Here is a 21,909-nt window from a genome sequence, read left to right as displayed (position 1 = left end):
CGCCCGTCGAAAGGCGGCTATTTCCAAATGCCGCCTGAAGAGCGGTCACTTGCTGTCGTCGCGGCCAGAGCGCGATTTGTCGCCCTGTCCGAATTCCGCCACAACGCCTGCCGAACGCATGACATTGAGCACGCCCGCGCCAAAACCAAGCAGCAGAAACACGATCAGACCCCATGGCGATGTCCCCGCCAGACGGTCGATGATCCAGCCGATGGCGGCACCGACCACCACCCCGGCGATGAACTCGCTGGACAGCTTGAGTGCCTGACCGTACCCGGTCACTGGTTTCGCATCTTTCCCCTCGAGCCGGTCCGGCCGCCTTGTCGCAAGCGATGCTTCAAGTTCACGCCGGCGGCGCTCAAGTTCGTCGTCGCGGATGGCGGCTTCGTGCTGCTTGCCGCGGCCGGTTTCTCCGGTTCCGCCTGGCCCAGTTTCATCGGCCATCGCAACCCCCCTGCCCGGGCAGACCGTCACCGTCCGTCCGCTTCTAAAGTCGCCGGCAACATAGTTAGAGGGTTTGCGCCCGTCAAGCCACGGGCGGAAGTTCGTTACCATGTATTTTATACAATGAAATCAATGCAGTATAGAGGTGCGACATCGTGCCCGCCATGGCGACGCGGACGCCTTGCGCGAATCCTCCGCGCGACGGCTCTTCGAGAGACCGCGCAGCCGCGCAAAAATATGGACGCCTATCGGGCGTTCAGCTCCAGCCGCCGCCATAGGTGCGATAGAAGATATGCAGGCCGATCTTGGTCATCTTCTGCATCGTGCGCGCCCAGTTGGGATGGACGTAATTGGCATAATAGTGGGTCGACGATCCGACTTCGGGAATGAAGACCTTGCCGGCGGTCACCGCCATGCCGACGTCCTGCGCAGTCTTGTAGGCGACCGGGTTGTCGATGCGCTTCTTCCTGCCGTCGCAGGCGAAGGAGAACTGGCAACGGTTGAACCAGCTGTCGTTCTGGTAGACGACGCCGCAGATCGAATTGGGATAGGCCGGATTGCGGACACGGTTGAGGATGACCTGGGCGACGGCGGCCTGGCCGCGCACGGATTCGCCCCGCGCCTCGAAATAGATGCCGTTGGCCAGGCATTTCTGCTCGGGCTTGGAGAAGACGCTCGCCGGAAGTGGATTCTGGATCCACGAATGGTCGCCCTTGGCCATCGGCGGGATGAAACGGCCGTTGTTGGGCTCCTCGTCCTGGAGCAGGGCCTCGAAGGGCGACGCCTTGGCATAATCGGGCGCGGCCTGCGCATAGGCCGTCGCCAGCACATCCGGATGATCGTTGTTGACCAGGGCGGCAAGCATGGGCGACACGCCGGGATCCGGCTTCTTGTCCTCACGCGCGTGGAATGCCGCGGCGATCTGGATTTCCTTGCCTTTGATCTCGGGTTTGGCGAAAGCCATCTTCAGGCCGCTGTCCATGCTGGGCCGCAGCAGGGATGAGGTGCGCTCGAAGATCGAGCCGGCGTTGAAGTTCTTCGGCGGGGCGACGGGAGAGATCTGGACGATGCGGCCCTTCTTGTCGGCGCGCACGATGCGGTCCTCATCAGGCGTCGTGCTGACCTTGCCGCCCTTGCCGCGAAAGGAGACGGCGCCGACGCCGGGCAGGCGCACCCCCGATCCGGAGAGCGAACCCGTCACAGCGTCGTCGACAAACGGCATCTCGGCGGCATGGACCGATCCGGCGACGGATTTCTCGACATAGGAATTCCAGCGGGTCGGCGCCTCGAGGCCGGAAACGAGGCTCGTCATATCCTGGTAGGCGGAAACCGTCGGAAATCCGATCCAGATGCCGAGGCCGACGATGAAAGGTGCCACGAGGCTGCGTTTCTTCTCACCGGCGACGGCAACAAGGCGCGTCAAGACACGTCGATGCACGGAACTCTCTCCAGGAACGCTACTGACCCCACTGGAGAGCAAAATGATGCATTAACCTTGATGGGACGTTAACAGCTTCGATCGGGTTTTCCCGGTCGGCTCAGGCTCGTGGTTGCGAAGTGGGGCGGTTTTGCGGCGGGACGGACATGGAGGCCGGCCGCAGGAAGATGGGCCACGCGATCAACGCGCACGCCGCCGCCGACAACCAGACGCCGGGCCAGGACCAGAGATGCAAGAGCCCCGGAATGGCCACCGGAACCAGGAAGAAACCTATGAAAACGAAGCTGTTGGCCAGGCTGAGCGCGGTGCCGACATGGCCAGCGCCGGCAAGCGTGGCAAGCTCGGTGTAGGCGACGCCATGCCAGGCGGAGACCAGGATGCCTGCGACAATCAGCATCACGGGAAGCGTGGCCATCACGACGGGTTGGCCGCCTGATATGGTCGGGCTGGCCAGGACCAGCAGCCAGAGCAGCGTGAAGGCAAGCGCGCTGAGCGCACTGCACAGGCGCAGGAACGGCCGGCGGTTGCCGTGGCGGTCGGTGAAGCGGCCGCTCCAGACGCGCATCGCCATGGCGCCGGTCTGCACGGCGGCGAGGCTTGCGCTGGTGGCCAGGGTCCCCATGCCGGCGAAGTCGTGTAGGAAGACCGATGCGAAGGTGAGTACGGCCACTTGCGGAAAGCACAGCAGGCCGATGGCCGCTGCGATGCGCCAGACCTCGACATTGCGCAGCGGCGGGGGCCCGGCCAGAACGGTCGGCGCGGCCGAACCCTGCGTCGGCGGTTCGTGCAGCCAGCGCCAGGCGAAGAAGGCGGAGATCACGGAGAAGGCGGCGAGCAGGCCATAGACCGCCGCGAAGCCATGCCTGGCGGCAAGCGAGGGCAGGACAAGAGCGCCCAGCCCGCCGCCAAGCGGCACCGCCGTCTGCCGGATGCTCATGGCGAATCCGCGCTCGCCTTCGCGGAACCAGCCCATGATGGCGCGGCCGCTCGAACCGTTGACGCTGCCGCCGAGCAGGCCGGTGACGAGCAAGGCAGCGGCCAGGACATGAACGCCCGGCTCGCCGGACGAGGATGGAACGATGAGCAACGCCATCAGGAACAGCCACGCCGCCGTGGCGCCGAGCCCGGTCAAAAGCACACGGCGATCGCCCCAGCGATCGGTGAGCAGGCCCCAGGGCAGTTCGCTGAGCGCAACGCCCAGACCGAGAAGGCCAAGCGCCAGGCCGAGCTGAGCATTGCCGAGATGATAGCCCTGCCGCATCAGCACCGCGGTTGCCGGTATGCCGGAGAAAGTAGCGGAAAAACCGGCATTGGCGGCGACGCCGATGCCCAGCACCTTCCAGCGGTGATTGGGCGTGAAGGTCCTGGAGCCGGAGCCTTCGGCCCGTGGCGTCGACTGACAATCGGTGCGGGTGACGATGGCGGACATGGTTTCATTCCCGTTTGCGGCCCGGTGACCGGCCTTGACGGCGCATGTCTATCGCCATAGCTTTGTCCATAAAATCAGGAAGTTTTTGACGCACAATCCTAAAAAACGGGATTATCATGCGACGCGTGACATTCGACCTCGACGTCCTCAGAAGCTTCGTCACCGGAATGGAGCTTGGCAGCTTCGCCAAGGCGGCCGACCGGCTTGGCCGCTCGACCTCGGCGGTCAGCGCGCAGTTGAAGAAACTGGAGGAGCAGGCGGCGACGCCTATCTTCCGCAAGTCGGGACGCGGGCTGGCACTGACGGAAGCTGGCGAGACCATGCTCGGCTATGCGCGGCGGCTGGTCGAGCTCAATGACGAGGCGGCCGCCGCCATCCATGATGTCGAGCTGGAAGGCTGGGTGCGGCTCGGCCTGCAGGAGGATTTTGGCGAGGCGGTGCTACCTGACGTGCTCGGCCGCTTCGCCCGTGCCCATCCCAAAGTCAAGATCGAGGCCCGCATCGCGCGCAGCCATGAGCTCGCGGAGCGGATCATCTCGGGCAGCCTGGACATCGCACTTGCCTGGCACAGCGGCGCGACGCTGCCATACAGCCAGCATGTCGCCGACGTGCAGATGCGCTGGATCGGCCCGGCAAAGCGCATCGAGACCAGCCTGCGCCATGGCGAGCCGCTGCCGCTGGTGGCGCTGGAAGCACCTTGCCTGTTGCGCACGGTCGCAACCGAAACGCTCGACCGCGCCGGCCTGCCCTGGCGCATGGCCTTCTCCAGCCCGAGCCTTGGTGGCATCTGGGCGGCTGTTGCAGCCGGGCTCGGGCTGACGATCCGCACCGACATCGGCCTGCCGGCCAGCGTCAGCGCGATGACGCCGGAGATTGCCGGTCTGCCGGCGCTGCCCAGGATGACGCTGTTCCTGCACCGCAGGGATGCCGAACCCGAACCGGTGGCCGCCCGCCTCGCCGATATCCTGCTGGAAGCGGCGCGGCAGGCACTACCGGAGGGCGCGCGGACGGATGAGAACCTGCTGAAGGTCGCCTAGGCCCTGGTCGCAACCCCTCTTCGTCATTCCAGGGTCTACACCGCGTCGAAGGGTTGGCACCCTTCCCCCGGACGTCAGCGCTTCTTGGCCCTGCCGGCAAAGGGATTGTCCGAAGTCCTCAACGCCATGCGGATCGGTACGCCCGGCATGTCGAAGGCTTCGCGCAGGCTGTTGGTGAGATAGCGGACATAGGATTGCGGCATCGCATCCGGGCGCGAGCACGAGACGACGAAGCCCGGCGGGCGCGTCTTGGCCTGCGTGACATATTTGACCTTCAGCCGGCGACCGGCAACCGCGGGCGGCGGATGATGCGCAAGAATGCCTTCCAGCCAGCGATTGAGCCTGCCGGTCGAGACGCGGCTGTTCCAGACCTTGTGCGTGCGGATGACGGCTTCCATGAGCTTGTCGAGGCCCCGTCCGGTCTCGGCCGAAACCGTCACCGCCTGCATGCCGCGCGCCTGCGGCAAAAGCCGTTCGGTCTTTTCGCGCAGTTCGGCCAAGAGTTCCTGCGGATTGTCGATCAGGTCCCATTTGTTGAAGGCGATCACCGGCGCGCGGCCCTCGCGGATGATCAGGTCGGCGATCTGGAGATCCTGCTTCTCGAAAGGGATGGTGGCGTCGAGCACGATGATGACGATCTCGGCGAAGCGGATGGCGCGCAGGCCATCCTGCACCGACATGACCTCGAGCTTTTCATGGATCCTGGCCTTGCGGCGCATGCCGGCGGTGTCGAACAATTTTATACGGCGGCCGCGCCAGTCCCAATCGACCGAGATGGAATCGCGGGTGATGCCGGCTTCCGGTCCGGTCAAAAGCCGCTCCTCGCCGATCAGTGCGTTGATCAGCGTCGACTTGCCGGCATTGGGGCGGCCGACGACGGCAATGCGCATCGGCTTGGTGTCGTCATAGGCCGGCACCTCGTCGGCGTCGGGATCGGCGATATCCTCGCCGATCAGCACCTCGCTGGAGGCGATCTCCTCGTCGTCGTCCTCATCTTCGCCAAAGGCTCTCGCCTCGCCAAGTGCGGCGATCACCGCGTCGCGCAGGTCGGGCATGCCTTGGCCGTGTTCGGCCGAGACCGGAACCGGCTCGCCAAGCCCGAGCTCCCAGGCCTCCAGCATGCCGCCCTGCGCGCCCTTCGCCTCGGCCTTGTTGGCGACCAGCACGACCGGCTTGCCGGATTTGCGCACGATCTCGGCAAAGGTCCGGTCGTCCGGCAACAGGCCGGATTTGGCGTCGACGGTGAAGAAGATCAGGTCGGCCTCACGGATAGCGATCTCGGTCTGCGCACGCATGCGGCCGGGCAGCGTCGAGGCGGCGGCGTCCTCGAAACCCGCAGTGTCGATGACGTCGAAATGCAGGTCGTAAAGCTTTGCCGCATGGACGCGGCGGTCGCGGGTGACGCCCGGCGTGTCATCGACAAGCGCCAGCTTCCTTCCCACCAGCCGATTGAAAAGAGTCGATTTGCCGACGTTAGGCCGGCCGATGATGGCGACTTTGAAGCTCATATGTCACGACGCACTGCCCGAGCCGCGGATCAGCTCGGACATCAGGGTCGCCCGTTCGCGGGTGTTGCGCGGGGCACCGTCATCGGCGGCGATCTGGTCGAACAGCTTCAGCGCATCCTGGGTCTTGCCTTCCTTCCAGGCGGCCAGCCCGAGCGCCTCGCGCGCGGTGTGGCGCAGCGTGTTGGTGTCCGAGGTCAGGGCCTCGACGCGGCTCGACACATCGGCGAAGGAGCCGTGATCGACCAGCAGCAGCGCCGCCCTCAACCGCGCCATGTCGCGAATGCCCTGGGGAATGGCGGCGTCGGCCGCCACCTCGTCGAAATCCTTGACGGCTGCGTCGACGTCGCCCTTGTCGGCCTTGACGGTGGCCGCGCGCATGCGGGCGAGCAGCGGATAGGCGCCGTAGCCATCCTTCTCCAATTGATCGAGCGCGGCCAGCGCCTCGTCGTTCTTGCCGTCATTGGCCAGCTTCAACGCTTGCGAGAAGGCATCGCCCGAACGGTTGGCGCGGGTCTCGTCCCAGTAGCGGTAGCCGACGAAGGCGGCGGTGCCGAGCACGACCAGCACCGCGACCACAAGCAGGGCCGGGCCGAAACGGTCCCACAGCTTCTGCGCCTGTTCGCGACGGATCTCGTCATTGACTTCACGGATAAAACTGTCGTCGGACATCAATAAAACCATTCCTGCCCCGGGCCGGAGCGTTCGCGAGCCCGCGTTTTAGCGAAATTTTGTCGGCATGGAAGGGGTTCGACCGGAAAATCACCTATTCGCGGGGCAAACGGACGAAAAGGCCACCGCACCCACGCCACATTTGCGCTATAGCGGGGCCAAAACCGCCCGGGGTCAGTAGCTGTTGCCAATATCCTTTTCGTCTCGCGTTGCCGCGTTCTGTCTCGCTTCGCTCGCCACGGCCGGTGCGGCTTTCGCCGATCCACCCGGCTCGCGGGCGCCTTTGCCGGCAAGACCGAAGCAGGTCGTCATCATCTCCTTCGACAGCGCCCGCGACATCTCGCAATGGAAGCGCAGCCGGGCGCTGGCGAAGCGCACCGGAGCGCATTTCACCTATTTCCTCTCCTGTGTCTTCCTGCTGTCACCCGAAACGCGCAGCCAATACACCGCGCCGGGCAAGACATCGGGCAAATCCAACATCGGCTTCGCCGCCTCGACGCAGGAAGTGAGCCAGCGGCTGGAGCAGATCGGGCTTGCGGCATCGGAAGGCCATGACATCGCCAGTCATGGCTGCGGCCATTTCGACGGCAAGGACTGGAGCAAGGCCGACTGGCTGAAGGAGTTCGCCTCGTTCGAGCACATCCTCGAAAACGCCTATGCGAACAACGGCATCGAGCCCGAGCCGACCGGCTGGCGCGATTTCGCGCGGCATGCGGTGGTTGGCTTCCGCGCGCCCTATCTGTCGACGAGCAAGGCGCTCTACGAGGCGCTGCCCGCCGCCGGTTACCGGTTCGACGCCAGCGGCGTCTCGCGCGGCCCGGTCCAGCCGCCGACCACCGCCGGCCTCGCGCGCTTTTCACTGCCGCAGATCCCGGAAGGACCGAAATCGCGGCCGGTGATCGCCATGGACTACAATCTCTATGTCAGGCATTCCGGCGGCTTCGAGCGGCCGAGCAAGGCAGGCGAGTTCGCGGACCGCACCTACCAGGCTTTCCGCGCCGCCTTCGAGGATCAATACCGGGGCAAGCGCGTTCCGCTGCAACTCGGCTTCCATTTCGCGCTGATGAATGACGGCGCCTACTGGAACGCGCTGGAGCGTTTTGCCGGCGAGGTCTGCGTCAAATCAGACGTCGAATGCATCAGTTTTCGCGATTACATCTCGCGGCAGGGTTCTGGCCAGAAGCAGGCTTCCGTCGGCGGCTGAGCCGCCGACCCGTTTCGCACCCAGGTCTTTCCTGACTTAAGCGGGATCCTCGGCGCCTTGCCGCGCCAGATAGCGCTGGTCGATTTCCGGCAGCGGCTCGCCCTGCAGCGTCGCCTCGAAGGCGCGCAGGCGCTTATGCACCGATTGCAGTTCGACGATGGTCGACCAGGAGGTGAGCAGGAACTGCAAGGAACCTGTCACCTTGCCGAATGCATTCGAAATCTGGTTCAGCGCGCCGAACGTAATCTTGTGGGCGACCAGCGACGGCCCGAGGATCAGCAGCGAGAAAATATTGTCGGCCTGCAGGTAGGTGTACCGGACGACATTGAAATAGATGTAGTGGAAATACAGCCGGAAATAATTGTGGCGAACATTGGCGAACAGCGCGGCGGTGGTGGCGGGCTGGGCCCGGTCGGCATGATCCTCGCCGTAAACGAGCTCCTTGCGGTAGGCCGCCTCCACGCGCTGGTTGCGGAACTGCAGCCCTGGAAGCTTCATGCCGGCAATCATGACCGAAATCGTTCCGAACAGACACCAGGCCAGTGCCGCGACCACCAATGGCTGGGGGATCGCGCCGATGATCGGCAACTCGGTTATATGGGCCTGCAACTGGATCATGACCGGCAGGAAGGCGATCAGCGTCATGATCGACTGGACGAAGCTGGAACCCAGATCTTCCATGATCTGGGAAAACCGCATCGTGTCCTCCTGGATACGTTGCGAGGCGCCTTCGATGTGGCGCAGCCTGCCCCAGTTCTCGACGAAGTAGTTGTTCATCGCCGTGCGCCAGCGGAAGATCCAATGGCTGACGATGAAGGCGTTGACCACCTGCACGTTCATGCCGACCAGCGCAAGCCACGAGAAATCGGCCAGCCCAATGTAGAATTCGGCGTTGGTCGATTTTCCGGTGCCCGACATCAGCCCCTGCACATAGTCGAAGAAGGGCCCGTACCAGGCGTTGACGGCGACGCTGACCTGCACATTGAAATAGATGAAGAACAGGATGACCGCCGTCATCAGGATCGACCAGCGTTGCCACGGATGCGGCGAATACCAGCTCCAGAACGCATAGAAAGCGACCACGCAGAACGCGAAGTAGATGTAGAACCAGAGAAACGGCTTCGAGACGAGGACGGCGATGCCGATAATGGGCGGTGCACCGGCTGCTGCCGGCGGCAGGCCGAAGACGGCGCCCAGTTGCTCACCCCCGAAAAACCAGAACAGGATTGCCGCAAGGCTCCAGACGGCGGCCGAAGAGAAAAACAGCTTCGGCTGCGGGAAGAAGGATACGAACACTGTGGCGAATTCCTCGATTTTTGCGCAAATCAGCTGGGTTCAGCAGGCATAAAGTCACACATTAGGGGGAAAGAAAATGCCCATGCCCGATGCCCGGCACCGAGCAAACCCACAATCATGGCGATTTTGGCGCGGCCGACCATGTGATGACGCCGGAGGCGACCAGAACGGCCGCGGCGGCGATCGAGGCAAGGAAGAAATCGCCCGACGCCTGCGCCAGGAGCCCTGCGGCAATCGGGCCGATGATCTGGCCAAGACCGAACGAAGCCGTCATCAAGGCGAAGGTCCGCCGGGGAGCTTGTGGCGCCAGTTGCCGCGCGGTCTGCAGGCCGATCGCGGTGATGGCAATGAACGTGCCGCCAACGAGCAGCCCGCCGAGCAGCGGCCCGGTGCGCCCGCCCACCGCGACGCTTGCGACAATGCCGACGACCTCGACGAAACATCCCAGCGCATAGGTCGCGTAAAGGCCGATCCGTGCCGATATCTTCTGCCAGAGCCAGACCGAGGGAAAGCCGGCAAGACCGGTGACCATCCAGACCACCGCCTCGAACACGCGTCCGCCGCCGCCTTGCCGGACAATGGCGACAAGGAAGGTCGCCGTTACCACGTAGCCGAAGCCGAACAAGCCGTAAGCGACGATCACCTTGGTCAGCGAGCGGTCTTTTGGCAGCGCCGGCTCGCGGCCGGTATCGCCGCTGGCCAGCGGACCGCTGTCCACCAACAGCGCCACGACGACGAAGCCACAAGCCGAGATCGCCGCCGACCACAGCCAGCCCGCCGCCCAGCCGGCATGTTCGCTGACCAGGGCCGCCATCAGCACCGAGGACAGGGCGATGCCGAGGCCGACGCCGCCGAAATGCCACGCCTGCAGATCGCTGCGGCCGGCCGCGGCAAGATGGCTGAAAACAATGCTGGCCAGGAACACCATGACAAAGGCGCTGGCCAGGCCTGCAAGAAAGCGGATGACGAGAAACGCGGCGATCGTATCCGACAGCCCCATCAGCGCGGCAAGCAAGGCGCTGGCGCCGAGGCCGGCCAGCATCAGCAGGCGCTCGCGCCCATGCGCCCAGCCGCCCGCCGCGGCAAAGGCGCCGGCGAGGTAGCCGAGATAATTGGCCGACGCGATCCAGCCCGCATCGGCCGCCGACAGATGGAGTTCTTCCATCATGCCGGGCAGGATCGGCGTATAGACGAAACGACCAATGCCCATGGCGACAGCCATGGCGATCATGCCGGCGAAAGCGAACCGCAGCGCTGTTGAGGTGGCGGATGTCATCGCGGTGCACAATAAGTGCGAAGACCGGCGACACAACGTGCTTGCGTTGGGCCAGGCGCCGGACCGTCAGCACCAATCAGCGGCAGCCCGCTTGCGCCGTCTCGTGGGCGGTGCGTCGCGCCGTCAGCCGGAACGGTATGTCGCCGAGCTCACGCTCCGACATGGCGTCGAGCACGGGATGCGCAAGCGGATCGGCCAGCCAGGCGACCGCTTCGCCACCGTATGGCGGCTCGTGCACAGGGAATACTATCTTGAGCGACGATAACAGCCTCAACATGTCAGCCTCCGCAGGCCTGTCCCGTGAAAGTCTGCGTTTTCGGCATCACTTTCAATTGAGATTTCAGCCCCGCTGGTTTAGAAAAACTCAATGGCCATGCTCAACCGCGTCCACCTCAACGGCCTTCGCGCCGTGGAGACCGTTGCCCGCCTCGGTTCGCTCGCCGCGGCCGCCGGCGAACTCAACGTTTCGGCCAGCGCCGTCAGCCAGCAGATAAAGCGCGCGGAACAGCAGCTCGGCCAGGCCGTGTTCGAGCGAACGGCCAAGGGGCTGGTCCTGACGGAATTCGGCGCCATGTTCGCGATGCGCCTCGGCGCGGGTTTCCGCGAGCTCACCCAGGCCGTGGCCGACGAGGCGCGCCAATGCACGCTGGTGGTTTCCGTGGCGCCGGCATTCGCCTCGAAATGGCTGCTGCCGCGGCTGTCGCATCACTTCACCCGGCATCCCAACGTGCTGTTGCGCATCGACGCCTCGGTGCGGCTGGCCGACCTCGACCATTCCGATATCGATATCGCCATCCGGCTTGGCGACGGCACATGGCCGGGCGGCAAGGCGGAGTTGCTTTTGGCACAAGAGGTGTTCCCGGTCTGCGCGCCCTCGATAGCGAAGAAACTGAAAGCGATCGAAGACCTTGCCCAGACCTGCGCGATCACCGACGAACGGGCGATGATCAACTGGGAAAGCTGGTTCGCCGCAGCCGGTGTCGAACCCGTCACCTTCCTGAAGGGCGCGCGCTTCACCGATCCGATGCTTTGCCTGGAATCGGCGATTGCCGGCCATGGCGTGATGCTGGGCTGGCAGTTGCTCGCCGCCGACGCGCTGGCGGACGGGCGGCTCGTCGCGCCGTTCGGGATCCGCGCCCAGAGCGGGCTTGGCTATTGGCTGGTGACCTCCGCCGCCAAGGCCGAAAGCCGCAAGGTCCGGGATTTCAAGCTCTGGATCAGGGAAGAGATCGAGGCGACGATGGCGCGGTTCGGCTCCGCGAAGACGGGCACGACCGATGCGATCACGGTGGAAAGCACCGTGGCGCCGGTCTATGTAGAGTCCGACATCAAACTACGGCAGGCAGCATCATGACCACACATTCGCGCGGCGTTTCCGCAACGATCGACCCGGTGAAGCTCGACAGGCTGGCCGAAGTCGCCATCAAAGTGGGGCTGCAATTGCAGCCCGGGCAGGACCTGGTGCTGACCTCCTCCATCGCCGCGCTGCCGCTGACCCGGCGCATCGTCGAGCATGCCTACAAGGCCGGCGCGGGGCTGGTGACGCCGATCTTCAACGATGACGAGATCACGCTGGCGCGCTTTCGTTATGGCGCGGACGCCGGCTTCGACCGCGCCGCCGGCTGGCTCTATGAAGGCATGGCCAAAGCCTTCTCCAACAATGCGGCGCGACTTGCCGTGCGCGGCGAAGATCCTTCGCTCCTGTCGGCGCAGGACCCGGCGAACGTGGCGCGCGCCAACAAGGCCAATTCGATGGCCTACCAGCCGGCGCTGGAAAAGATCACCGGCTTCGACATCAACTGGAACATCGTCGCCTATCCCGATCTCGCCTGGGCCAAGCAGGTCTTCCCCGATGATGCCGACGACGTTGCGGTGGCCAAGCTCGCCGACGCCATCTTTGCCGCCTCGCGGGTGGACGTGGAAGATCCGATCGGCAACTGGAAGGCGCACAATGCCGCCCTTCGCAGCCGCACCGAATGGCTCAACGGCCATGCTTTCCATGCGCTTCATTTCACCGGGCCGGGCACCGACCTGACGGTCGGGCTGGCCGACGGCCATGAATGGATGGGCGGCGCCTCCACCGCCAAGAACGGCGTCACCTGCAATCCCAACATCCCGACCGAGGAGGTCTTCACCACGCCGCATGCACGGCGGGTGGAAGGCCATGTTTCATCGACCAAGCCGCTCTCCTACCAGGGCACGCTGATCGACGAGATCTCGGTGCGTTTCGAGGGCGGCAGGATCGTCGAGGCGAAGGCTTCGAAGGGCGAGGACGTGCTGAAGAAAGTGCTGGACACCGACGAGGGCGCACGCCGGCTTGGCGAAGTGGCGCTGGTGCCGCATTCCTCACCGATCTCGGCGAGCGGCCTGTTGTTCTTCAACACGCTGTTCGACGAAAACGCCGCCTGTCACATCGCGCTCGGCCAATGCTATTCGAAGTGCTTCGTCGACGGCGCCTCGCTCAGCCAGGCCGAGATCGCGGAGCGCGGCGGCAACAAGAGCTTCATCCACATCGACTGGATGATCGGCTCGGACAAGATCGACATCGAAGGCGTCGGCAAGGACGGCAGCCGCGTGCCGGTCATGCGCAAGGGCGAGTGGGCCTGACGGGAGCGCACGAAGGAGAGCGGATGGCCTTCGAGATCGCGGTCAAGCGGGTGTATGAACCACCCTCGCCCGATGACGGGCAGCGGGTCCTGGTCGATCGTGTCTGGCCACGTGGCGTCAGCAAGGAGCATGCCGCGCTGGCGCTATGGCTGAAGGACATCGCGCCGAGTACCGACTTGCGCAAGTGGTTCGGGCACGAGCCCGAACGATGGGCCGAGTTCCAGAAGCGGTATCGTGCCGAACTGGAAGGCAATGGCGAGGCCGTGGCGCAACTGCGCGCCCTGCTCCGCGACGGCAAGGTGACGCTGCTCTACGGCGCCCATGACGAGGCGCACAACAATGCCGTGGCACTGGCGGGGTATCTGAGAGGACAGTGACCTGTCCCTTCGTCATCCTCGGGCTTGACCCGAGGATCCATGCCGTGACGTCCGTCCGGAAATGCAACGGAGCAGAATCTGCATGGCTGCGACGCCCAAAAGTCACGGCATGGATCCTAGGGTCTGCGCCGCGTCGCTTCGCTCCTTGCTCCGCCCTAGGATGACGAACTGAGAGTGTACCGCGCCCTACTTTCCGACCACCGCTGCCTCATAAACATCCGGCTTGAACCCGACCAGGATGCGGTCGCCAACCTCGAGCACAGGCCGTTTGATCATCGTCGGCTTGGCCAGCATCAGTGCCTTGGCCTTCTTTTCATCCAGGCTCTGTTTATCCTTGTCCGGCAACTCGCGGAACGTCGTGCTGCCCTTATTGAGCAGCTTTTCCCAGCCGACCTTGCGGACCCAGCCATCCAGCCTGCCCGCCTCGATGCCTTCCGCCCGATAGTCGTGGAACCGGTAAGGCACGTCGTGGCCCTCCAGCCAGACGCGGGCCTTCCTGATCGTGTCGCAGGTGGTGATGCCGTACATGGTGATCGTCAAAACAGGTGCCTTCCGGACTTCGAATCTGGCCGCAGATTAAGCAGCCCCGGCGCGCTTTGCCAGCGGCCCGGCAGAACCATCGAAGAGTAAGTTTCTTCAATGGCGGGCGCGCGGTCGCCGATCCGTGACGACGATGTGCATCAGGTCGGATAGCGGCCAGGACATGATCCTGGCCGCTTAGGATGCGGCGAAATGTGCCGACAGCCGAAAACCCGTCTCAATAATAGAAGCGCTCTTCGGCAATCTTGCCGTTCTTGACCGTGTACAGGCCAACCTCGTCCATGGTGACACGCTGGCCCGTGGCCTTGGGCGTTATGTCAAATGTAAAGCGCACGGCGAACTGGTCGCCGTTGACATAAGGGCCCTCGACCGAGCCGCCATGGACTTCGTTGTTTTCCTGCCACCACTGGCCTTTCTGCTTGACGGCGTCCTTGCCGCGGCAGACGGCCATCGGCCCCTCCATGGCCTCATAGCTGACGATGTCGTCGGCATTGTATTTCTCGGCAGCACTTTCGTAGTCACCGCGCTTGAGAAGCTCCGTGAAATCCTTGGCAATTTCCGTGTTGGTCATGTGTTCCTCCTGTTCAGACGCATTGCAAATAGGGAAAGGTTGGCGGCCTGCCATCGTCGTGCCGTCTGGTAGCTGACATGCCATGTCAGGATGATGGACCGCGCGGACTATGCGAGGACGATGCAGGCTCTCACATGGCGGGCAGTGCATCGTCCTGGCCGGTCAGCCGCCAACGTCCGGGCTGCTTGTAGGCGCCCTTCCCAATGAGACTGTGGATCAGCACAAAATCCCGGACAGTCCAGCCGATCGGATCGATCGACCGCTCGCGAATGCTGGGAACGCCCACTTCATCACGAAGCAATGTAACATGCGGTTCGATGGACCTGGTGAGAAAGGGGTTTAGCGGGCTGTCCGAGATCACCGCCGTCAGATCACGCCAGAATTTCTGCAGCGGCGGATTGCCATCGCTGCCGCGCAGGACCAGTGCACCACCGCCAAAAGCCGACAGGCGATCGAACGATACCTCGAAGGGCTTCGCAACGATCATCGATCCGATATGACAGGCGGCCTCTGCCAGCTCTTGCGGATACTCCTCATGGTCGCCGAGGCCGACAAGCGAGATGTGGATGTGATTTTCCGGAACCAGCCAGCCTTGCAATCCGAACTCACGGTTCAAGGCAATGGCCTTTCGCGCGAGACGACCAGCAATCGCGCTGCCGACGAGGATGGCAAAGAACAGCCGGTGGAAATGCTTCCCGGCCTGTTCCCATCGGAAAAAGGCCTGGCCGTTCTTCGCGGTTCCGAATGCGGGTTGCCCACTCATACTGATCTCGTCCGCCAATTGACTCAGGGCGAGCATATTAGAACAAAACGAGAACAAGCGCAAGCCGAAAAATGACGCAGGCGTTGGGGCTCCCGCACCGCCGCATGCATCCAACCCCTGAAGGAGTGCTTCCTTGCGGTACGCCAATCACCGACGACGCCGGCAGACATGGCGCCTGGCTCACCACAAACGGGATAGACCTTTGACAGGAATCCGGTGAAAGTGCCGCGCCGAACCAGCAAGCCGCATTTTTGATGATCAGAGGACCGCACGCATGACAAACCCGATGCATCTGCCCGCCGAAGGCCTTTTTGTCGGGCGCGCCAGAAGCAGCGACGCCTCGCATCCCCTGGTGGTCACGGTGCGTGATGGCACCGTCTTCGACATCACGTCGAGCACGGCGCCGACCGTGCGCGATATCTGCGAGATGGCCGATCCGGCCGGTTATGTGCGCTCGGCCAAGGGCAAGCCGATCGGCTCGCTCGATGATATCGCGGCCAACAGTTTCGAGGCCGCGCGTGATCCGGCAAGGCCCTATCTCATCTCCCCCGTCGACCTGCAGGCGATCAAGGCCTCGGGCGTCACCTTCGTCGTCAGCCTTTTGGAACGCGTCATCGAGGAACAGGCGCGCGGTTCGGCGGAAAAGGCCGACGCCATCCGCGCCGACATTGCCGGGCTGATCGGCCACGATCTGTCCAAGCTCAAGCCCGGTTCGCCGGAAGCGATGGAGATCAAGGCCAAGCTCATCGCACGCGGCGCCTGGTCGCAATATCTGGAAGTGGGCATCGGCCCCGACGCCGAGATCTTCACCAAATGCCAGCCGATGGCCTCGGTCGGCTTCGGCGCCGATGTCGGCCTGCATCCCGTCTCGACCTGGAACAATCCGGAGCCGGAGATCGCCATGATCGCCGCCTCAAGCGGCAGGATCGTCGGCGCCACCATCGGCAACGACGTCAATTTGCGCGATGTCGAAGGGCGTTCCGCACTGCTGCTCGGCAAGGCCAAGGACAACAACGCCTCCGCCTCGCTTGGGCCTTTCATCCGCCTGTTCGACGGCACGTTCTCGATCGACGACGTAAAGCGGGCCGTGGTCCGGCTGAAAGTGGAAGGTGAGGACGGGTTCTCGCTGGAGGGCGCGAGCTCGATGGCCGAGATCAGCCGCTCGCCGGAAGAGCTCGTTGCCGCCGCCATGGGCCCGCATCACCAGTACCCGGACGGCCTGGCGCTCTATCTCGGCACCATGTTCGTGCCTTCGAAGGACCGCGGCGAGAAGGGCAAGGGGTTTACCCACAAGGTCGGCGACATCGTCACCATCTCGTCGGAGAAATTCGGCGCGCTGGTCAACCGGGTGCGACTGTCGCCGGACTGCCCGCACTGGACCTACGGCGCCAGCCATCTGATGCGCGATCTTGCCAGGGCCGGCCTCCTCTAGCTCTGGGTTCACCCGAGGGCGGTCAATCATCGCTCCGGCGACCCTCGAGGCCGGTATCGCCTGCCGCGAAAAATCATCCGAACTGATGCAATCTGATGGGACCGCTGATGGCGTCCCGTCAGGCGCCGACTACGACTGACAGGCGGAGGCTTGCCATTTGTCGAAAAAGAGGATGCTCTGATCATCCAACACGGCGTTGGCGAGGAGGACGCGGTCTTGCCCGATCAAGAGGGCGGTTTCGAACTGATCAGTTTCAAACGGGAGGAAATCAAATGCTGACACGGCTAAGAGTGGTTCTATACGGCCTGCTGGTCGCGCTGACGGTCATTCCGGCGGCGGCGCAGGCCAAGACGTTCTACTGGATTTCACATGGCGGCCCGGCCGATCCGGTCTGGACATACTTCCTTGCCGGCGCCAAGCAATGGGCCAAGGACACCGGCAATACCGTCAACACCTCGTTCCACAATGGCGACGTCGCCTCGCAGCAGGAGGCGGTGCGGGCCGCGATCTCGGCCAAGGCCGACGGCATCACCACCACCAGCCCCGATCCGGGCAGCCTTGTCGAGATCGTCAAGGAAGCCCGCGCGGCCAACATTCCGATCATCAATTTCAACACGCCCGATCCCAAGGCCAATTTCAACGCCTATGTCGGCGGCGACAATGTCACCTTCGGCAAGCACTGGGCGCAGTATCTGGTCGACAAGGGCCTGGTGAAGAAGGGCGACTTCGTCTGGATGCCTGTCGAGATTCCCGGCGCCACCTACGGCGTGCAGGAAGAGGAAGGCATCAAGAGCGTGTTCGAGCCGCTCGGCATCACCTATGAGGTGACCGAGGCGACGCTCGACCAGGCCGAGGTGATCAACCGCATGGTCGACTATCTCACCGCCAACAAGGCCAAGGTGAAGGCGATCATCGGCCTTGGCGACCTCGTCACCGGCTCGATCAAGCGCGTGTTCGACCAAGTCGGCGTCAAGCCCGGCGAAATCCCCGTCGTCGGCTGGGGCAACTCGCTCGACACCACCCAGGAAGTGCTGAACGGCTACGTCAATGCCGGCCAGTGGCAGGATCCGCAGGCGACCAGCTATGTCGCGCTGTCGCTCGCCAACATGGCCGCCAGCGGCATTCCCCCGGGCTTCAACGTCATCACCGGCGCGCTCTATGAGAAAGATACCGCCGAGATCTACGACAAAATCCTGTCCGGCAAATAGCCCCTGATCTCCAGCGCCGCGCGTCCACCGGGCGTGCGGCGTCCCGCCCTTTCGCCTGGTATCGAGCCGTTTGATGCGGCCCGATGGTCCGGCCCATTCCAACCAGTCGCGGGTTACACGTGGAAAATCGTTCGCTTGTCCAAGGCCTGATCGCGCGGCCGGAATTCGGCCCCTTCGTGCTGCTCGTCGTCGAGATCGCCGTCTTCTGGGGTTTCAACCACGACTTCCTGTCACCCCAGAACATCTCCAACACGTTGGCCTTCACGGTCGAGCTCGGGCTGATCGCGCTGGCGATGACGTTGCTGATGACGTCGGGCGAATTCGACCTTTCCGTCGGCTCGCTGTTCGGCTTCTCGCCGGTGCTGATGTGGACGCTGTTCAACAGCGGCCTCACCTCGCTGGAGATGGGCTTCGTTGTCGCGCTGCTGGTCGCCGCCTTCATCGGCCTGGTCAATGGCTGGTTCGTCACGCAGCTCAAGATCCCGTCCTTTCTGGTCACGCTCGGCATGCTCCTGGTGGTGCGCGGCACCGCGCTGTTCGTCACCGACGGCTTTCCGCAGCGCACCTGGAGCGCCGAGGGCAGTTGGCTGGCGGAGGCGCTGGTCGGCGATTTCTTCATCGGCCCGTTCCGCATCTACATGTCGCTGTTCTGGTTCATCGCCGCGGCCATCGCGCTGGGCTATGTGCTGACGCAAAGCCGCACCGGCAACTGGATCCAGGCCGCCGGCGGCAACCCGAACGCTGCGAGGGCGCGCGGCGTCAATGTCAGCCGCGTCAAGATCGGCCTGTTCGTGCTGTCCTCGGTCATGGCCTCGCTTGCCGGCGTCATCTCCTCGCTGCGCACCTCGGCGGCCAACCCTAACAGCGGCACCGGCTACGAACTCGAGGTCATCGCCATGGTGGTGATCGGCGGCACGGCGCTGACGGGCGGGCGCGGCACCATCATCGGCACCGTGCTCGGCATCCTTATCCTGCGCGTCATGCGCAACGGCATCGTGCTGATCGGCGTGCCCGGCCTTGCCTACAACATCTTCATCGGCGCGATCATCCTTGGCATGATGGCGCTTCATTCATGGCTGGAACGCCGGCATCAGGCAGGGACGTGAACCATGGCCGAGCCACTGATCCGCATGCAGAACATCCGCAAGTCCTACGGGCGCGTGCAGGCGCTGGTGGACGCCAATTTCCATGTCAACGAGCGCGAGATCGTCGGCCTGCTCGGCGACAATGGCGCCGGCAAGTCGACGCTGATCAAAGTGCTGTCGGGCGCGGTGCCGCTGACCAGCGGCGACATCTTCATCCGCGGCAAGAAGGTGAACCTGCGCAACACCAGCGACGCCATCGCCAACGGCATAGAGACCATCTACCAGGATTCGGCGCTGGTCACCCAACTGTCGATCGCCCGCAATCTGTTCCTCGGACGCGAGCCGATCAAGCCGCCGCGCTTCCTCAACCGCATGGACCAGGAGGCGATGAACACGGTCGCGCGCGACCTGCTCAAGCAGGTCGGCATTTCCAAGAACATTCCGCCGACCACGCCGATCGGCTCGCTCTCCGGCGGCGAGCGCCAGGCGGTGGCGATCGCGCGCGCCATGCATTTCGACAGCGATCTCATCATCCTCGACGAACCGACCAACAATCTCGGCGTCGCCGAAACCCAGGGCGTGCTGAGCTTCGTGCGCAGCGCGCGCGATTCCGGCCATTCCTGCATCTTCATCGCGCACAACATCCACCATGTCTTCCAGGTGGTGGACCGCATCGTCGTCATGCGGCGCGGCAAGGTGGTGGCCGGGGACATCGACCCCAAGACGACCAGCGTGGCGGAGGTTGAACGCGTCATCACCGGCATGTCGGACAAGGAGATCCGCGACGCCATCGCCGATGGCAAGGGGTCGCATTGAGGACGAGCGCAACATCCCTGGCGAAACAGCAGAATGGGCATCCGGGCGAATGGGCGCGATCGGCGCCGCTCAAATCGCCCGTCTGGCGTGCCATCGCATCGGCAATAGGGTTGCGGCATGAAAGCCACCGTCTCTGACATCGCCAGGAACTGCGAACTGTCGACGGCGACGGTCGACAGGGTGCTCAACAACCGGAAGGGGGTCAGCGCGGCCAACCGGCAGCGCGTCATGGAGGCCGCCAAGCAGCTCGGCTATCTGCCGGTCGCCGATCAGGTAACGCTCCCCTCGCGGCCGGCCAATCTGGAATTCTTCCTGCCGATCGGCAGCAACGCCTTCATGCAGGATTTGGCCAGGCATATCGAGGATTATGCCTCGCGCCTGCCGCTCGTTGCCTCGTGCCGGATCCACAACCTCGCCGGAATCTCGCCGAACGCTTTGCAGACCGCCGTCGAAAACCTGTCGCTGAAAGCCAACGGCGTCGGCGTCATCGCCGTCGATCATCCCAGGACGCGCAACATCCTGCGCGACATCGTCGAGGCCGGCATTCGCCTGGTGACGCTGGTGTCCGATATTCCGGCCGCACCACGCTCGGCCTATGTCGGCATAGACAACCGGGTGGCGGGACGGACCGCCGCACTCCTGATGGGGCGCTTCCTCGGCGACCGCGAGGGCCAGTTGGCGATGGTGGTCGGCTCGCGCTCCTATCGCGGCCATGAGGAACGTGAGATGGGTTTCCGCTCCGTGCTCGGCGAGGAGTTCCCCAACCTGAGCGTCAGCAGCGCCGTCGAGATCAACGACGAGACCGGTGCCAGCTATGCCGAAACCATGAAGGCGCTGCGCAACGAGCCGGAACTGCTCGGCATCTATTGCATTGGAGCCGGACGCTCCGGCGTTGCCAAGGCCATCCGGGAGGCCAGGCCCAACCGCAAGCCGGTATTCATCTGTCACGACCTGACGAGGGAAACGCGCGGCTATCTCGTCGACGATCTCGCCGACGTCGTCATCGACCAGAATGCCAGGCTGATCGCCGAGCAATCGGTCATCCGCCTGCTTGGCTCGATCGCATCATCGGCGCCCTACCTGACGCGGAAATTCATCGAGCCGCGGCTGATCTTCCGGGAAAACGTCCCGGTGCAGTGACGCGGGCCGCGAGGCCTTCCGGTCACGTCGCGAGCGATACGGCGAATCTGCACAGCTGCTATGCACGATTCACGATTGCCGAATCATTGGGCAACTCATAGCTTTTGGTTGTCGGCCATCTACTCCTCCCAGATGCGATGCCGACGCTGAGTGGGGTGCACCTCCTCCCGCACCACATTCGAAATCGAGCCCGCTGCCACCTCCTCCCGGCAGCGGGCTTTTTTATTGCATGCCGGACATTTCCGGGAACGGCAGGGAATCCACGCAACATCAAAGCCACGGCAAACCGGAAGCGCACGCGCTGTCCGGCGCCAATGAGCCTTGCCGATGGATCAGCCCGCGGCGGCTCCGCCCCTGAAGGACTGGATCAACCCTTCCGCCATGCGCACCAATTGCGCGCTGGGACCTTCGGTGCCAACGGTCTGCACGCTCACGCGCGCGCCTTCGCACAGCAGCGAAAGCGTATCGGCCAGAAGTTCGGCCTGGCCGATGCCGGCGCCCCGGCAGAGCGCCACCAAGCGCTCGCGCTGGGCTTCCTTGAGTTCCTTGATCACGCGCCTGGCCGGATGGTCGGGTTCAGTCAGCTCAACCGCGGCGTTGGCCATGTCGCAGCCCCGGCAATCGGCCGTAAGCATCTCGGCCGCCTTGCGAACCCAGGCATGCAGTTGCGCGAGCTTGTCGCCCGGGTGCTCGGCTTCGAATGCGTCCCACATCGCGCCGGCCTTTGATGCGGTGGCGCGCAGGCATTCGATGATCAGATCGTCCTTGGATTCGAAATGACGGTAGAGCGTCATCTTGTTCGTGCCGGCAGCCTCGGTGATGGCGTCGACGCCGACGCCCTTGATGCCGTGCTTGTGGAACATGTCGCGCGCCGTCTCCAGGATCCGATCCCGGGGACGAGGACGCTCCACGACGCCGTCTGTCATCATTGATCTCCTTTCGTTTCCAAAAATCCCTCGGCCACCTCTTGACTAGGGTGTTACCGGTCTGTAACTTCCAGAATGTTACTTACTGGTAACACCTATGGCGTCCGCCGTCAATAACAAGACCGTGATCTGGTCCGGCCAGA

At 63.9% G+C, this 21,909-nt stretch carries 22 protein-coding genes; 10 read left to right on the top strand and 12 right to left on the bottom strand.

The features are described 5' to 3' along the window. Positions 1-45 precede the first annotated feature (45 nt). The 3 genes from FJ426_RS04845 to FJ426_RS04835 all read right to left on the bottom strand — a co-directional run bounded on the left by FJ426_RS04845 (position 46) and on the right by FJ426_RS04835 (position 3,311). Positions 46-444: an AtpZ/AtpI family protein gene (locus FJ426_RS04845; RefSeq protein WP_140498124.1), complete on the bottom strand. Its 399-nt coding sequence runs from the start codon at positions 442-444 to the stop codon at positions 46-48. 256 nt (positions 445-700) lie between these two features. Beyond that, a complete protein-coding gene (locus FJ426_RS04840; protein WP_140559353.1) occupies positions 701-1,882 on the bottom strand; it encodes a cell wall hydrolase in 1,182 nt (393 codons plus the stop codon). 100 nt (positions 1,883-1,982) lie between these two features. Next, positions 1,983-3,311 carry an MFS transporter gene (locus FJ426_RS04835; protein ID WP_140559352.1) on the bottom strand — a complete coding sequence of 443 codons (1,329 nt, stop codon included), beginning with the start codon at positions 3,309-3,311 and terminating at the stop codon, positions 1,983-1,985. Between the two features lie 116 nt (positions 3,312-3,427). Between FJ426_RS04835 and FJ426_RS04830 the strand changes: the two genes are divergently transcribed. Next, positions 3,428-4,348: a LysR substrate-binding domain-containing protein gene (locus tag FJ426_RS04830; RefSeq protein ID WP_140497956.1), complete on the top strand. Its 921-nt coding sequence runs from the start codon at positions 3,428-3,430 to the stop codon at positions 4,346-4,348. A 74-nt stretch (positions 4,349-4,422) separates the two neighbouring features. Here FJ426_RS04830 and der read toward each other — a convergent pair whose 3' ends face one another. Together der and FJ426_RS04820 are read right to left on the bottom strand one after the other, a co-directional pair. After that, positions 4,423-5,856 (bottom strand): ribosome biogenesis GTPase Der, encoded by a 1,434-nt coding sequence (gene der / locus FJ426_RS04825; protein WP_140497954.1) that lies wholly within the window; start codon positions 5,854-5,856, stop codon positions 4,423-4,425. 3 nt (positions 5,857-5,859) lie between these two features. Continuing rightward, entirely contained in the window at positions 5,860-6,525 is a 666-nt protein-coding gene (locus tag FJ426_RS04820) for a tetratricopeptide repeat protein (protein WP_140514747.1), read from the bottom strand. A 190-nt stretch (positions 6,526-6,715) separates the two neighbouring features. On the opposite strand from FJ426_RS04820, the gene FJ426_RS04815 reads away from it, so the two are divergent. Beyond that, a complete protein-coding gene (locus FJ426_RS04815) occupies positions 6,716-7,729 on the top strand; it encodes a polysaccharide deacetylase (RefSeq protein WP_140559478.1) in 1,014 nt (337 codons plus the stop codon). Positions 7,730-7,765: 36 nt separating this feature from the next. On the opposite strand, the gene sbmA is transcribed toward FJ426_RS04815, so the two are convergent. From sbmA to FJ426_RS04800, 3 genes are all read right to left on the bottom strand, one after another. Beyond that, the gene (sbmA, locus tag FJ426_RS04810) at positions 7,766-9,025 is read right to left on the bottom strand and encodes a peptide antibiotic transporter SbmA (RefSeq protein ID WP_140497950.1); all 1,260 of its coding nucleotides are present in this window, start codon (positions 9,023-9,025) and stop codon (positions 7,766-7,768) included. A gap of 115 nt (positions 9,026-9,140) precedes the next feature. Then, complete coding sequence (locus FJ426_RS04805) at positions 9,141-10,301, bottom strand: YbfB/YjiJ family MFS transporter (protein WP_140559351.1); 1,161 nt, start codon at positions 10,299-10,301, stop codon at positions 9,141-9,143. 76 nt (positions 10,302-10,377) lie between these two features. After that, complete coding sequence (locus FJ426_RS04800; protein WP_140497946.1) at positions 10,378-10,578, bottom strand: hypothetical protein; 201 nt, start codon at positions 10,576-10,578, stop codon at positions 10,378-10,380. A gap of 90 nt (positions 10,579-10,668) precedes the next feature. Between FJ426_RS04800 and FJ426_RS04795 the strand changes: the two genes are divergently transcribed. From FJ426_RS04795 to FJ426_RS04785, 3 genes are read left to right on the top strand one after another with little or no spacing between them, the layout of a single operon-like run. Next, positions 10,669-11,655 (top strand): LysR substrate-binding domain-containing protein, encoded by a 987-nt coding sequence (locus FJ426_RS04795; protein ID WP_140559350.1) that lies wholly within the window; start codon positions 10,669-10,671, stop codon positions 11,653-11,655. Next, a complete protein-coding gene (locus tag FJ426_RS04790; protein WP_140559349.1) occupies positions 11,652-12,908 on the top strand; it encodes an aminopeptidase in 1,257 nt (418 codons plus the stop codon). Before FJ426_RS04795 ends, FJ426_RS04790 begins: the two co-directional genes overlap by 4 nt. A gap of 23 nt (positions 12,909-12,931) precedes the next feature. Next, on the top strand, positions 12,932-13,285 hold the full coding sequence (locus FJ426_RS04785; protein WP_140559348.1) for a DUF488 domain-containing protein: 354 nt from the start codon (positions 12,932-12,934) through the stop codon (positions 13,283-13,285). A gap of 186 nt (positions 13,286-13,471) precedes the next feature. On the opposite strand, the gene FJ426_RS04780 is transcribed toward FJ426_RS04785, so the two are convergent. The 3 genes from FJ426_RS04780 to FJ426_RS04770 form a co-directional block, all read right to left on the bottom strand. Further along, positions 13,472-13,825 (bottom strand): ArsC family reductase, encoded by a 354-nt coding sequence (locus FJ426_RS04780; RefSeq protein ID WP_140559347.1) that lies wholly within the window; start codon positions 13,823-13,825, stop codon positions 13,472-13,474. Positions 13,826-14,042: 217 nt separating this feature from the next. Next, positions 14,043-14,396: a nuclear transport factor 2 family protein gene (locus tag FJ426_RS04775; protein WP_140497937.1), complete on the bottom strand. Its 354-nt coding sequence runs from the start codon at positions 14,394-14,396 to the stop codon at positions 14,043-14,045. Positions 14,397-14,526: 130 nt separating this feature from the next. After that, a complete protein-coding gene (locus tag FJ426_RS04770) occupies positions 14,527-15,177 on the bottom strand; it encodes a 2'-5' RNA ligase family protein (RefSeq protein WP_246675491.1) in 651 nt (216 codons plus the stop codon). Between the two features lie 256 nt (positions 15,178-15,433). Between FJ426_RS04770 and FJ426_RS04765 the strand changes: the two genes are divergently transcribed. From FJ426_RS04765 to FJ426_RS04745, 5 genes are all read left to right on the top strand, one after another. Beyond that, positions 15,434-16,591: a fumarylacetoacetate hydrolase family protein gene (locus FJ426_RS04765; RefSeq protein WP_140559346.1), complete on the top strand. Its 1,158-nt coding sequence runs from the start codon at positions 15,434-15,436 to the stop codon at positions 16,589-16,591. 272 nt (positions 16,592-16,863) lie between these two features. After that, positions 16,864-17,799 (top strand): substrate-binding domain-containing protein, encoded by a 936-nt coding sequence (locus tag FJ426_RS04760; RefSeq protein WP_140497931.1) that lies wholly within the window; start codon positions 16,864-16,866, stop codon positions 17,797-17,799. A gap of 119 nt (positions 17,800-17,918) precedes the next feature. Further along, positions 17,919-18,905: an ABC transporter permease gene (locus FJ426_RS04755; protein ID WP_140558252.1), complete on the top strand. Its 987-nt coding sequence runs from the start codon at positions 17,919-17,921 to the stop codon at positions 18,903-18,905. A gap of 3 nt (positions 18,906-18,908) precedes the next feature. After that, positions 18,909-19,700, top strand: coding sequence for an ATP-binding cassette domain-containing protein (locus FJ426_RS04750; protein ID WP_140497927.1), 792 nt, complete (start codon positions 18,909-18,911; stop codon positions 19,698-19,700). 117 nt (positions 19,701-19,817) lie between these two features. Then, complete coding sequence (locus FJ426_RS04745; RefSeq protein WP_140559345.1) at positions 19,818-20,840, top strand: LacI family DNA-binding transcriptional regulator; 1,023 nt, start codon at positions 19,818-19,820, stop codon at positions 20,838-20,840. 332 nt (positions 20,841-21,172) lie between these two features. Here the strand turns inward: FJ426_RS04745 and FJ426_RS04735 are convergent, their stop codons facing one another. Then, a complete protein-coding gene (locus FJ426_RS04735) occupies positions 21,173-21,766 on the bottom strand; it encodes a TetR/AcrR family transcriptional regulator (RefSeq protein ID WP_140497923.1) in 594 nt (197 codons plus the stop codon). Between the last annotated feature and the right edge of the window lie 143 nt (positions 21,767-21,909).

This window comes from Mesorhizobium sp. B2-6-4 (assembly GCF_006441495.1).
Classification (GTDB): Bacteria; Pseudomonadota; Alphaproteobacteria; order Rhizobiales; family Rhizobiaceae; genus Mesorhizobium.
Note: the sequence above shows the minus strand (reverse complement) of the source record. Positions and strands in the feature narration are given on the sequence as shown.

Coding starts and splice junctions, on each gene's coding strand:
- FJ426_RS04845 (WP_140498124.1), bottom strand. CDS start 444: ATGGCCGATGAAACTGGGCCAGGCGGAACCGGAGAAACCGGCCGCGGC.
- FJ426_RS04835 (WP_140559352.1), bottom strand. CDS start 3,311: ATGTCCGCCATCGTCACCCGCACCGATTGTCAGTCGACGCCACGGGCC.
- FJ426_RS04830 (WP_140497956.1), top strand. CDS start 3,428: ATGCGACGCGTGACATTCGACCTCGACGTCCTCAGAAGCTTCGTCACC.
- der (WP_140497954.1), bottom strand. CDS start 5,856: ATGAGCTTCAAAGTCGCCATCATCGGCCGGCCTAACGTCGGCAAATCG.
- FJ426_RS04820 (WP_140514747.1), bottom strand. CDS start 6,525: ATGTCCGACGACAGTTTTATCCGTGAAGTCAATGACGAGATCCGTCGC.
- FJ426_RS04805 (WP_140559351.1), bottom strand. CDS start 10,301: ATGACATCCGCCACCTCAACAGCGCTGCGGTTCGCTTTCGCCGGCATG.
- FJ426_RS04800 (WP_140497946.1), bottom strand. CDS start 10,578: ATGTTGAGGCTGTTATCGTCGCTCAAGATAGTATTCCCTGTGCACGAG.
- FJ426_RS04795 (WP_140559350.1), top strand. CDS start 10,669: ATGGCCATGCTCAACCGCGTCCACCTCAACGGCCTTCGCGCCGTGGAG.
- FJ426_RS04790 (WP_140559349.1), top strand. CDS start 11,652: ATGACCACACATTCGCGCGGCGTTTCCGCAACGATCGACCCGGTGAAG.
- FJ426_RS04785 (WP_140559348.1), top strand. CDS start 12,932: ATGGCCTTCGAGATCGCGGTCAAGCGGGTGTATGAACCACCCTCGCCC.
- FJ426_RS04775 (WP_140497937.1), bottom strand. CDS start 14,396: ATGACCAACACGGAAATTGCCAAGGATTTCACGGAGCTTCTCAAGCGC.
- FJ426_RS04765 (WP_140559346.1), top strand. CDS start 15,434: ATGACAAACCCGATGCATCTGCCCGCCGAAGGCCTTTTTGTCGGGCGC.
- FJ426_RS04760 (WP_140497931.1), top strand. CDS start 16,864: ATGCTGACACGGCTAAGAGTGGTTCTATACGGCCTGCTGGTCGCGCTG.
- FJ426_RS04750 (WP_140497927.1), top strand. CDS start 18,909: ATGGCCGAGCCACTGATCCGCATGCAGAACATCCGCAAGTCCTACGGG.
- FJ426_RS04745 (WP_140559345.1), top strand. CDS start 19,818: ATGAAAGCCACCGTCTCTGACATCGCCAGGAACTGCGAACTGTCGACG.
- FJ426_RS04735 (WP_140497923.1), bottom strand. CDS start 21,766: ATGACAGACGGCGTCGTGGAGCGTCCTCGTCCCCGGGATCGGATCCTG.